This window comes from Chitinophaga sp. MM2321 (genome assembly GCF_964033635.1).
Lineage (GTDB): Bacteria > Bacteroidota > Bacteroidia > Chitinophagales > Chitinophagaceae > Chitinophaga.
In genome coordinates, this window is the sequence record NZ_OZ035533.1 from 1,864,310 (window position 1) to 1,876,525 (window position 12,216).

Genomic DNA, 12,216 nt, shown 5'->3' on the forward strand with positions numbered 1-12,216 from the left:
AAAAGAGTAGAAGTATGCAAAAAAGAATGCCGGTAGTAGCCGTTTTTGACATTGGTAAAACCAATAAAAAACTATTGGTTTTTGATGAACACTATCGCTTGATAAAAGAAGAAGTTTATCAGTTTGAGGAGATCATGGATGATGATGGATTTCCTTGTGAAGACCTGGGTGCGCTAAGTACCTGGGTGCTTACCCGGTTTCAGGAATTAAAAACTGCGGATGCGTATCAATTGAAAGCAGTAAATTTCTCTACCTACGGGGCTTCAATGGTATATATAGATGCGGCTGGAAAACCACTTGGATACCTTTATAATTATGTAAAGCCTTATCCGGAGGCGATTTGGCACGATTTCGTAGAAAAAAGGGGAACTGCCGATGCATTTTCTGTAGAAACCTGTTCTCCCCTCATGGGGCATTTAAATGCGGGGATGCAGTTGTACTGGATCAAATATGAAAAGCCGGCATTGTACCAGGAGATAGCAACTGCCCTCCACTTTCCACAATACCTGAGCTACTTACTTACAGGCAATAAAGTGGCGGAAATGACCAATGTGGGATGCCATTCGGCCATGTGGGATTTTCGAAATAAACAGTATCATAGCTGGCTGAAGGAAGAAGGATTATTGTCAAAGCTATGTACCATTACGCCAGGTAATGTTGCGGTAAAGGTTAAGAACGAGGCAACAGGCGAAGATATCGCAATTGGCACCGGATTGCACGACAGTTCGGCAGCTATGGTGCCCTACCTGCAATGTTTTACGGAACCTTTTATGATTCTTTCCACCGGAACATGGTCCATTAGCCTCAATCCTTTTAATAACAGGTTTCCCGATGAAAAAGAATTGGCAAAAGGATGCGTAAGTTATCTGAGCTACCAGGGTAATCCGGTAAAAGTAGCGATGCTTTTTTCCGGGAATGATCATGATTTGCAGGTAAAGCGTATTGCCGGGTATTTTAATGTATCGGCTGACTTTTATAAAACAGTACTTCCGGATGAGGAAACGCTGGATCGGAATAGATTGCAGGAAGCCACTGCCGATACATCAGGCCCTGTTTTAACGAATGCCACAACGCCCTGTAAATTTCACACCAGGAACCTGGCGGTATATACAACTCCAGCTGCTGCCTATCATCAGCTGGTAAGCGATATTATTCAGCAACAGAAAGCCTCCTCCAATCTGGTCTTAGAGGGAAGCGATGTCAGTTACATTTTTGTAGATGGCGGGTTTTGCAAGAATACCTTATACATGCAGCTCCTGGCAGCTGAATTCCCTCACATGAAATTTTTTGCAGCATCTATGACACAAGGTACTGCACTGGGTGCAGCACTGGTACTGCATCAGCACTGGAATGCGCTGCCGGTACCCCCTGCGCTGCTTCAGCTGAAAAAGTACGAAGCAACGGGCAGCAAAGCCCTGGCGAAAAAATAAGCATAGCGGTATAGTACAGGACAGAAATTAATAAAGGCGGTGCTAATTTTGTTTCTTCTTATTGGTACAGTAACAAAGGTGTCCACAAGCTCATAGGCGACATTGTGCCTTACAAAAAATTTATTGTCTAAAATTCAAGTTATTATATGGCAACAACGCAAACATTTAAATACGTAAGTTATTTATGGGACGAAGCGAAAGCAGCGTCTCTGGCCGGTGATGAAGTGGCATTACTGATCTATCGGTCCAATTTATTAGGGGCTGATCTGCGTTTGACCAACTATGGCGGAGGAAACACCTCTTGCAAGGTGTTGGCGAAGGACCCGCTCACCAATGAAGAGAAAGAGATTATGTATGTAAAAGGGAGCGGAGGTGATTTAGGAACATTAAAAAAGACCGGCCTTGCCGCTTTGTATGTAGATCGCCTGCATAGCCTGGAAAAAAATTATAAAAGCATTGAGCAGGAAGATGCGATGGTGGAATTGTTTAATCATTGTATTTATGATCTGGCATCCAAAGCACCTTCCATTGATACGCCATTACACGGATTTCTTCCATTCAAACATATAGACCACCTGCACCCGGATGCAGCTATTGCCATTGCGGCAGCTAAAGACGGTAAGCGTATTACGGAAGAACTTTTTGGAGGAACCATCGGTTGGGTGCCGTGGCAGAAACCTGGGTTTGATTTAGGCTTACAATTAAGGAAATGCCTCGAAGAACAGCCAGGCATCCGCGGAATTATGCTGGGGTCCCATGGGTTGTTTACCTGGGGGGATACAGCTTACGAAAGTTACATCAATACACTGGAAGTGGTGGAAACCTGCGCTGCCTATATAGAAGCGCATATGGGTAAAAAAGGACCTGTATTTGGCGGACAGAAAGTAAAAGCACTCCCCAAAGAGGAACGATTGAAAAAGGCGGCGGCGCTGGCGCCCGTATTGCGTGGTTTTTGTTCTTCCCAATTAAATATGTTGGGACATTTTACAGACGATGCGAAAGTATTGGAGTTTATTAATTCCAATGACCTGGATCGTTTGGCCCCCCTGGGCACTTCCTGCCCGGATCATTTCCTGCGTACAAAGATCAGCCCTTTGGTATTGAATCTGTCTACTGATGAAAACCTGGATGATCCGAAGGCTATAAAGGCTAAAATAGCCCCGCAGTTTGAGGCTTACAGGGAAATGTATGCGGAGTATTATAACACCTGCAAACATCCCGATAGCCCGGCTATGCGCGATCCTAACCCGGTGGTGCTTATCTATCCCGGCGTGGGAATGTTTACGTTTGCAAAAGATAAACAAACGGCAAGAGTGGCCGCAGAGTTTTATGCCAATGCCATTAACGTAATGCGCGGCGCAGAAGCGATATCGGAATATACTTCTCTTCCAAGACAGGAAGCCTTTAATATTGAGTATTGGTTATTGGAAGAGGCAAAATTGCAGCGTATGCCTAAACCCAAACCATTGAGTGGGCGTATTGCCATGATCACAGGTAGTGGTGGTGGAATTGGCCAGGCAATTGCAAAGAAGTTTGCAGCAGAAGGTGCTTGTGTGATTATCAATGACATTAACCAACAGCGTATCGATGAAACAACTGCGGCTTTCCAGAAAGAATTTGGCAAAGATGCAGCCGTAGGCGTAGTCCTTGACGTAACCAGTAACGATTCCATTAAAAAAGCAATTGATGCAGCCGTTGTCAGCTTTGGTGGTGTAGATATTATCGTAAACAATGCTGGGATCAGCATTTCCAGGTCAATTGAAGACCATACCATTGAAGAATGGGACAGATTATACGATATCCTTGTTAAGGGCCAGTTTATGATGTCGAAACATGGCGTGGAAGTAATGCGCAAACAGGCAATGGGTGGAGATATCGTCAATATTGTTTCTAAGAACTCAGTTGTTTCCGGACCCAATAATGCAGGGTATGGTTCGGCAAAAGCAGCGCAGGCACACCTTTCCAGGTTGCTGGCTGCGGAGTTGGGAGGCGATAAAATCAGGGTGAACAGTGTGAATCCGGATGCCGTTATCGCTAATTCAAATATCTGGGCAGGAGGATGGGCAGAAGGCCGGGCAAAGGCCTACGGTATTACGGTAGAAGAGTTGCCAGCCTATTATGCAAAACGCACATTGATGAATGAAATGATTTTACCAGAGGATATTGCCAATGCCTGTTTTGCATTTGTAAGCGGATTATTGAGTAAGTCTACTGGTAATGTATTGAATGTAGATGGTGGGGTGGCAGCTGCTTTTCTAAGATAGCCTTTATTAAGATCCTGCTGAAATAAACTGCCAGGAATTTTAAACAAGCTCTAAGCCTTAAAATTGTTTATTCATAAACAGTTTTAAGGCTTTTTATTGCAACCCTACATTTCAAAAATGCCGGAACCAGACATTTTTGACACGAACTAATGGTTTATTGGCAGCTTTTTGTACTATAAAGTACTGCGCTAAGAACGAGTGTGGTGCTTGTTATATATAACTTTGGAAAGTCTTGATTTTATACTTTTATAGTCGTAGTTTAATGGGCTAAATAGTAAAAAAGTATGAAGAAGATTCTATCATTATGCATATTCTTTGGAATGGCATCATCGTCCTTTGCGCAGGTAACAAGTCGCCTGGTGCATGATGGATTTATATTGAACCCTCCGCCGGTACCAACAGCACATGCTTCCACTATTACAGAACTGCCAAACGGCGATATGCTGGCAGCATGGTTTGGTGGAACCGAAGAACGGGCGAAAGATGTATGTATCTATACAGCTGTTTTCTCGAAAGGAAAATGGTCCAAGCCAGTGAATGTAGCGAATGGTATCATCAATTCAAAAACCCGTTACGCTACCTGGAACCCTGTTTTATTCCACACGAGAGCCGGAAAGCTGATACTGTTCTATAAGATAGGTCCTTCGCCCAGTGAATGGTGGGGTGCTATGAAATACAGTAAAGACAATGGACGTACCTGGTCTAAAGAAGAACTCCTGCCGAAAGGATTTTTGGGACCTGTAAGAAACAAACCTATTCAGCTGGCTAACGGTAACCTGTTGCATCCTTCCAGCACAGAGAGCCTGGACAACAAGAAATGGGAAATTCATATGGAGATCTCTGATAGCACCGGTCATAACTGGAGAAAGATCGCGATCGACTGCGATACATTTGGTGTTATTCAACCTTCTATACTGATCCATCCCAATAACAGGTTGCAGCTTGTTTGCAGAAGCAGACAAAATGCTATTGTAGAAACATGGTCTGATGATCAGGGAGAAACATGGTCGCCACTCAGGAAACAGGTTACGATGAATCCCAACTCCGGTATTGATGCCGTAACAACTGCAAGCGGATTACATGTACTGGTATACAACCCTACCAAAAAAGGTGGTGAATGGTCTGATGGCCGTAATATCTTACGGGTAGCTACTTCCACTGACGGACAGCATTGGTCTGATGTTTACGAACTGGAAAAACATCCCGATGGCGAGTACAGCTATCCGGCCATTATACAGAGCAGAGACGGATTACTGCATATTACATATACATACGACCGTAAAAATATAAAGTATGTATCACTGGAATTGAAGTAATTTTATCAGGAAGTAGATCTCCTGTTATGGAACTGAACATTATAAAAGAGAAGACGGGATACAATTTATTAAAGGAACGGAAAGCTGTGTATATCAGCTCCGTTCCTTTTTTATTATACTGCTGATCAATTTAAGTGTCAATTATAATATTTTAGTAATCACCTAAAATCATCATTATGATTACAGTAATTATCAGGTTCTTCGACATCCTTATGGCCGGACTGATTGCAGGTACATTGTTTGGAATATGGATCGGCTTTGATCCTAAAAGTTTATCTGCACCAACCTATGTAGAGCAGCAGCAAAGTGTGATCAAAGCACTGAATGTGCTCATGCCCATATTAGGTTTGATTACCATCCTGCTCACCATAACAGCCGCCTTCCTGCAAAGCAGGCACCAGGCGGTATTTGTGACCCTCCTGGTTGCTGCTGGCTTCTTAATGATAAGTGGATTGGTAACCAGGTTTGGCAACCAACCCATCAACAGCATTGTCATGACCTGGGATAAAATGAACGTACCCGCCAACTGGACTGAATTAAGAGACAAATGGTGGTTGCTTCATAAAATACGCGCCCTGACTGCCTTTATATCTTTTTGTCTTATTATATGGTCGGGCATGCGGAAAGATTAATCATTCAACCCTCCGCAGCTGCATTCCTAAGCACCAGGTACTGTAGGATCAACGCTTTATTATACGCCGGGCAACGGTAGTAATACCGGATCATGGATACATTTGCGCCCAGTTGCTTGAATGGGTTTGGCAACAGGGAATTGAAGCCAGCCATAAAAAAGATGAAATCGTTTTGTGTAATCTCGTTAATTCCCTTTTTCCCCAGTGCAAGCGTTTGCGCGGGTGCACCAAGCCATATCAGTGTTGTATGCAGGATCACCTGGTCCATTATATTGTCGGCATCATTCAACGCCTGCCTGGTATCTGCAATAAGCTGGTCCTTATATTTTATCAGAGATGGTATCGGAAATTTTCCCAGTAAGCGTGCAATATGATACAACAGTACCGGTGTACGGGCATAATGCGGTGAAATATAGGCGGGATGGCTGATATAGGCCCTGTTATCTATCAGCTGCCCTAAGAGCTCTATGGTGGCGCTGTCATGCCTGCTGAGAGGCAATGCATAAGTATGAATGAAATACAGGGCATTGGTCAGTACACAGAAATCAAAATCAATAGGCATTTTTTTACCAAACCAGGTAGAGTAGGCAGGAATATCCCTGTACTTCCGGAATGTGTTGCGGATACGGTAATTAGTTGTATTGGTATGCGCTTCCATCAGTTGTTTTACGGCGAGGGCAATGCTGTCGTTTACCTGCATGTTGAGCAACAGGATAGCAGTATCGTCGATATCATCCGGCAATGCATGCCATTTCTTAAAAAGGTTCAGAAACGGGGAATTAGGGAATACGATCTGCGGATTTGTTTTCCAGAAATTAAAGGTATACCGCTGCGGACTATGCTGAAAATGAGGGTAAGCGGCTTTTGCTTGTTGAATGATCCGCTGGCTCACTGCCTTGTCCTCCTCCGGCAGTAAAGGTGATAGCTCCTGTAAGGTTAAGCCGATCAACCCGGTGAAAAAGATATTGTTATCATGTACTGCTTTTGCGGTGGGATACCCATAATGCCGGTAAGAAGGAAACATCCCCGCATAATAGAAGCTGTCCTGGCTGATTTGCCCGGCGGCCATTTCTTTCAGCAACTGTTTAATTAAAGTATGATCCTGCGCAAAACAGCTATTGCCGGATAACAGGCAACATAGGAGGAGGGGTAAACATTTCAGTAGGGAAGGAAGTATGCTATACATTTTGTCGATTAATAGTAGTATCAGGGAGGTTGCCTGTGTTTTAAATCTTGCTCATCTCCTCATTGTTTATGATAGCAAATTTAACGCGAAGTTAATGAGATTAAATAAATAATAAAACGATATTGACCGGAGGACCGGTTGCTAGAATGAATGATCCTTGCGGTTTTCTTTTTATCTTACCATTGCTCAATCATTGATCCATGAAATATGTATTGCTGCCAGTGATGCTGGTTCTGCTCGTTTTTGCAGCTTTTGCCCAATCAGGTAAATCCATTTTCCTGATCGCGCACCGGGGAGGTGTTGTGGATAGCACCAATGTGGAAAATAGCCTGCCTGCATTACAGGCGGCTATAAAAAAAGGATACAGCATGGTGGAGATGGATATGCGGCTCACAAAGGACAGTGTACTCATTATTCAGCATGACCGGAATTTTAAAAGATATTACGGGGTAGACAGCGCCGTATCCGATATGACCTGGAAACAGATAAGTCAGCTTGTAAGCAACAGAGGCAGTAAAGTGCTAACGCTGGAAGAAGCGTTCCGCCATTGCCAGGGAAAAATACAGGTGATGCTGGATAATAAGATCGAAGGTAACGATACCTTATTGTTTGCAAAGGTAGTAGCCTTATTAAAAAAGTATGGTTTGCAGGAACAGGCACTGATGATCGGTACAGAGGAATCTACGCCTTACTTCACTGGCAAGGTAAGGTTAAGCTGTACGCGGCAGCAGTTGGAAGAGAACAGCCATAAAGCTGGTTACAGTCCGGCGCATTACTATCTGTTCAGTGATTTGAAAAATATGTCGGAAGCTGATGTGAAATGGGCCGGGCAGCAAGGTGTCATGGTGGTAGGTGTCGTAAACCTGTTTCGTTACAGACAAGGTGGTAATGCCGCCAAAGACATTGCTACGCTGCGCTCCTGGGGCGTTACACGGTTCCAGATTGATAGTGAATTCTATCCCGCTTTCAACTTTTAATACGCACTCCATCAAAAAATAAATCTGCTGTTTACCGGGCCAGTGAAAATTCTTCCGTATTCAGGAAGGACACCTTCTGATAATTCAGGCGATAGGTTTTAGGCTGACAGTTTTTAAATTTTTTAAATTGCCGGTAGAAGAAAGGGATGCTTTCAAATCCGGAAGCGTAACACACTTCACTCACCTGTTTGTCTGTTTCAATAAGGAGTTTGCAGGCCCTGTTTATTTTATATTCATTCAAAAATTCAAAGAAAGGTTTTTTCATGGTCTTGCTGAAAAACCGGGAAAAGTATTCTTCACTCATATTTACCTTTGACGCAATATCTGCCAGGGAAATTTGTTGCAGGTAGTGATGCTGTATATAGTCGTAAACGGCATTGATCCTTGTTTTTTCGGTACTGTCAAGATCACAGGTAAATTCATGTTCGCATAGAAAACGGAAATTAGAACTATTGGCCAGTTCCTGTAATATCTGAAATAATATCATCAGCTTTTCAAAGGGAGATGCTTTCAGCAAAGCAAAAAATTTATGCTTTAATCCCGAAGCCACTTCGCTGTCAACCTTAATGCCTTTACTCATGGCAGTTAACAGTTTACTGATCGCTTCAAATTCTATACTTTGCATCCAGGTTTTATCAAGAAATTCTTCCTTCAGATAAATGACAATAGCCGTTACTGGTTGCTCCTGTTCCGCCGCGTTATTCCAGGCATGCGGCAGGTTGGGTCCCAGTAAAACAAGTTCCTCTTCATAAAAATTTTCGATAGAGTTGCCCACATACCTGACACCCTTACCGCTCAGGATATAAACCAGTTCCAGTTCCGAATGGTAATGCCAGGGGTAATAGAATTCCTTGCTGGTTTCCTGAAACTCAACTTTGAATAATTTTGACTCAGAAGGTATCGGTTTATAATGTGGCTTCATCTATTAAATATAATGTAATTTGTTTTTATTAACTCCTATTTTGTAAACAACCGGACAAAATAGGGTAATGATTATTCGGAATAAGATAACTGTGCTGTGTCATGGCCGGTAGCAGGCCGTTTGGAACATGTTTAAATTATAAAAAAGATAAATGGGATGGTGACACGATAAGAATTTCAGCATATCAATAATGCGAATTCCTGCATGCTTACAAGAAATACAAAATAGGATACTGAAAAAACAAGATTGTGCAATAATGCTGTTTTTGTAACAGATAGTTTTGTAAAAGAAAAACCGGAGTAAGTATACTGCTTCAGGTTTAACAGGTCCTTATAGCTAACTAAATACTCAACCGAAATCAAAATATTTGCTATGAAGTTGCGAACACTAAAATCAGTTAGTGCCGGGAAGGCGTTGCTGTTACATTTTGTATTTCTTTTCTTTGCAGTTAACAGCTTTGCACAGACACCATTTACAGTTACAGGCAAAGTCACAGATAACGGAACAGCCTTACCCAATGCGTCCATACAGGTAAAGGGGACGCAAAGAGGTACCATGACAAACGAACAGGGCGCCTTTACTTTGAGTGTTTCCAAAGGACAGGTCCTCGTGATTTCCTACACCGGATATGAGGAACAAACCATCGTCATTGGTAACCGGCAACACCTGGACATTGCATTGAAAACATCTGCTGCCACTGCCTTGAATGACGTAGTCGTTATCGGGTATGGCACACAGAAGAAAACATCTGTTACCGCCGCGGTGTCTACCCTGAAAGGCAAAGAAGTGGCCGCCATACCCATCACCAACCTGAGCAATGGTTTGGGTGGAAGGGTTGCCGGTGTTATCGTAAAACAAGGCTCTGGTGAACCCGGCAGAGATGGGTCCAACATCTTTATAAGGGGTATCTCTTCCACAGGTGCTAATCAGCCGTTGATCATTGTAGACGGTATTCCCAGGAGCTTCCAGCAGCTTGACCCTAATACGGTAGAGTCATTTTCCGTTTTAAAAGATGCTGCCGCTGTGGCGCCATACGGCGTTGCCGGTGCAAACGGGGTTATCCTGGTGACCACCAAAAGAGGTAAATCAGGCGCACCTTCACTTACCTACAACGGTTATGTGGGTTTTCAAAATCCTGTAGTCTTACCTGATTTCGTCAACTCCTATCAATATGCGACATTAAAAAATGCCGCAGCAGTAAATGAAGGATTGGCTGAACCCTATTCAGCATCGGACCTGCAAAAATTTCAGGACGGTTCTGATCCGGATGCTTATCCTACGTTTAAAAATATATGGAAAGATCTGACCAACAGAAATGCTATCCTGACAAACCACAATATTGAAATTTCAGGCGGCGCAGAAAAAGTGAAATACTACGCCTCTGTGGGATACCAGTTCCAGGAAGGGATGTGGCCTACCACCAATACCCGGCGGTTCAACATGACACTCAACCTGGATGCACAGGTCACCAACACCACCAATGTTTCGTTCAACTTTACCGGCCGGAATCAAAAAGATCTGTATCCTTCTATCTCTACCGGAAGGATCTTTGAACTGATCGGTTATTTACATCCGCTTTACGGACCCCTGCGGTTCAGCAATGGTATGGCGGGAACATTTGTAACGGCCAGCCTGTTCAATAGCGGGTATCAGAAAATCAATACCAATGCGCTCTATACGCAATTATCCATCGAACAAAAACTGCCTTTTATTCCCGGCCTGAAAGCCAAAGGAACGATTGCATTTGATCCTTCTTTTGTGATGAATAAACTCTGGGCAACACCTGTTCAAAGAGCCAGCCTCGATAAATCACAAACACCTTATGTAATCAAGGATGGCATTTTCGGCCCCACAAAATCTTCATTGAATCAGAATTATTCCAACGAATACCAGCTTACCTATCAGTTTGGAATGAACTACGACCGTAGTTTCGGAAAGAACAACGTACATGTATTGGGTCTTTTTGAAGCGAAAGGCAACGATTATATAAGCCTGGGTGCTGAAAGGAGAAATTATAATTTAACGATTGATGAGATTAACATGGGTAGCTCCAGTCAGGCCGATATGAGCACCAAGGGCTCTTCCAGCTCTGCCAGGCAGATGGGGGTAGTATACCGTGTAGCTTATGATTACGCACAAAAGTACCTGGTAGAAGCAAGCGGACGATATGATGGAAGCTACTATTTTGCTCCGGAAAACAGGTTCGGTTTCTTCCCCGCTTTCTCTGTCGGCTGGCGCTTATCTGAAGAGAACTTTATGAAAGGAAAATATAGCTGGATAGATAATATCAAGATCAGGGCTTCGTATGGTGAGGTGGGCGCGCTGGCTGGTAGTGCTTTTCAGTATATGAGTACCTACAATGTATTAGGAACAAACTATGTATTGGGTAACAATGCTGTTCAGGGAATCAGTGAAAGGGCAGAACCCAATCCGGCTATTACCTGGGAACGGGCTAAGAAAACGGACATCGGGCTGGAGCTGAATTTATGGAATGGCCTGCTGAATTTTGAAGCAGATTATTTCCACGAGAAAAGATCCAATATGCTGATGAACCCGGATGTGATCGTACCGGCTGAATATGGCGTTGGATTAAGCCAGGTGAATGCGGGCGTGATGCAGAACAGGGGTATTGATCTCACGGCAAGTTCTTCCTATGATTTTTCAAAAGACCTGCATGTGTCTCTGGGCGCCAATCTTACTTACGCCAGGAATAAACTGCTCCAGGTATTTGAAGGACCGACTACCTACAATAATCCCAACCGTAGATTGACCGGCAGACCACTCGGTACACAGTTTGGATTTCACTCTTTAGGATATTTCCAGGAAAGTGATTTTGATGCCGGTGGCGCTTTGAAATCAGGCATCGCGGTACAGCCATGGGGCGCAGTTCAGCCAGGCGATATCCGGTATGAGGATCTGAATAAAGATGGTAAAATTAATGATGATGATATCACGGCCATCGGTGACCCAACAGCTTCTCCTCAAATCATATATGGCATTATGCCCAGTGTGAAATACAAATCATTTGGCCTGGACCTGTTGTTTCAGGGTGCCGCCAAAACCAACTGGTACTATCATCCTTCTTCTATCATGCCCTTTTGGGAAACAATGCTTCCCTATGTACAGAACTTTGATTACTGGACACCGGAAAATACAAATGCAGCAAATCCAAGGCTGACATCTTCCCCAACTGTAAATAACTCACAGACGTCCTCTTTCTGGATGGGGAACTCCAGTTATCTGCGGTTGAAAAGTGCCACGCTTTCCTATACCATCCCGTCAAAAATTATGGACCGGATTAAAATTCAGCAGGCCAGGATTTATGTATCAGGGCAGAACCTCGTAACATGGACAAAGCTGATCAATTATGATCCGGAAGTAGGTCCGAATAATTCCTGGATACCAAATGGTACCTGGGGATATCCGAATCAGAAGGCTGTTTCCATAGGTGCCAATATCACTTTTTAATCATGTTGAAAAAAACTGGTC

The 12,216-nt window shown here is 43.5% G+C and carries 8 protein-coding genes; 6 read left to right on the plus strand and 2 right to left on the minus strand.

Annotation, left to right across the window (positions count from 1 at the left end; all coding sequences use genetic code 11):
- The first annotated feature begins 14 nt into the window (after positions 1 to 14).
- From ABQ275_RS07230 to ABQ275_RS07245, 4 genes are all read left to right on the plus strand, one after another.
- The gene (locus ABQ275_RS07230) at positions 15 to 1,430 is read left to right on the plus strand and encodes an FGGY family carbohydrate kinase (RefSeq protein WP_349317609.1); all 1,416 of its coding nucleotides are present in this window, start codon (positions 15 to 17) and stop codon (positions 1,428 to 1,430) included.
- 146 nt (positions 1,431 to 1,576) lie between these two features.
- Positions 1,577 to 3,694, plus strand: coding sequence for a bifunctional aldolase/short-chain dehydrogenase (locus ABQ275_RS07235; protein ID WP_349317610.1), 2,118 nt, complete (start codon positions 1,577 to 1,579; stop codon positions 3,692 to 3,694).
- A 284-nt stretch (positions 3,695 to 3,978) separates the two neighbouring features.
- Complete coding sequence (locus ABQ275_RS07240; protein ID WP_349317611.1) at positions 3,979 to 5,010, plus strand: sialidase family protein; 1,032 nt, start codon at positions 3,979 to 3,981, stop codon at positions 5,008 to 5,010.
- Between the two features lie 176 nt (positions 5,011 to 5,186).
- Complete coding sequence (locus tag ABQ275_RS07245) at positions 5,187 to 5,642, plus strand: DUF1772 domain-containing protein (protein WP_349317612.1); 456 nt, start codon at positions 5,187 to 5,189, stop codon at positions 5,640 to 5,642.
- A gap of 4 nt (positions 5,643 to 5,646) precedes the next feature.
- Here the strand turns inward: ABQ275_RS07245 and ABQ275_RS07250 are convergent, their stop codons facing one another.
- Positions 5,647 to 6,828: a hypothetical protein gene (locus ABQ275_RS07250; protein WP_349317613.1), complete on the minus strand. Its 1,182-nt coding sequence runs from the start codon at positions 6,826 to 6,828 to the stop codon at positions 5,647 to 5,649.
- 200 nt (positions 6,829 to 7,028) lie between these two features.
- Here ABQ275_RS07250 and ABQ275_RS07255 point away from each other — a divergent pair, with 200 nt between their 5' ends.
- Entirely contained in the window at positions 7,029 to 7,805 is a 777-nt protein-coding gene (locus ABQ275_RS07255; RefSeq protein ID WP_349317614.1) for a glycerophosphodiester phosphodiesterase family protein, read from the plus strand.
- Between the two features lie 31 nt (positions 7,806 to 7,836).
- Here the strand turns inward: ABQ275_RS07255 and ABQ275_RS07260 are convergent, their stop codons facing one another.
- Entirely contained in the window at positions 7,837 to 8,727 is an 891-nt protein-coding gene (locus tag ABQ275_RS07260; RefSeq protein WP_349317615.1) for an AraC family transcriptional regulator, read from the minus strand.
- A 372-nt stretch (positions 8,728 to 9,099) separates the two neighbouring features.
- On the opposite strand from ABQ275_RS07260, the gene ABQ275_RS07265 reads away from it, so the two are divergent.
- Positions 9,100 to 12,195: a TonB-dependent receptor gene (locus tag ABQ275_RS07265; protein WP_349317616.1), complete on the plus strand. Its 3,096-nt coding sequence runs from the start codon at positions 9,100 to 9,102 to the stop codon at positions 12,193 to 12,195.
- Positions 12,196 to 12,216 lie beyond the last annotated feature (21 nt).

Excerpts from the sequence above, each read along its gene's own strand:
- ABQ275_RS07230 (WP_349317609.1), top strand. The coding sequence starts at position 15 with ATGCAAAAAAGAATGCCGGTAGTAGCCGTTTTTGACATTGGTAAAACC.
- ABQ275_RS07235 (WP_349317610.1), top strand. The coding sequence starts at position 1,577 with ATGGCAACAACGCAAACATTTAAATACGTAAGTTATTTATGGGACGAA.
- ABQ275_RS07240 (WP_349317611.1), top strand. The coding sequence starts at position 3,979 with ATGAAGAAGATTCTATCATTATGCATATTCTTTGGAATGGCATCATCG.
- ABQ275_RS07245 (WP_349317612.1), top strand. The coding sequence starts at position 5,187 with ATGATTACAGTAATTATCAGGTTCTTCGACATCCTTATGGCCGGACTG.
- ABQ275_RS07250 (WP_349317613.1), bottom strand. The coding sequence starts at position 6,828 with ATGTATAGCATACTTCCTTCCCTACTGAAATGTTTACCCCTCCTCCTA.
- ABQ275_RS07255 (WP_349317614.1), top strand. The coding sequence starts at position 7,029 with ATGAAATATGTATTGCTGCCAGTGATGCTGGTTCTGCTCGTTTTTGCA.
- ABQ275_RS07260 (WP_349317615.1), bottom strand. The coding sequence starts at position 8,727 with ATGAAGCCACATTATAAACCGATACCTTCTGAGTCAAAATTATTCAAA.
- ABQ275_RS07265 (WP_349317616.1), top strand. The coding sequence starts at position 9,100 with ATGAAGTTGCGAACACTAAAATCAGTTAGTGCCGGGAAGGCGTTGCTG.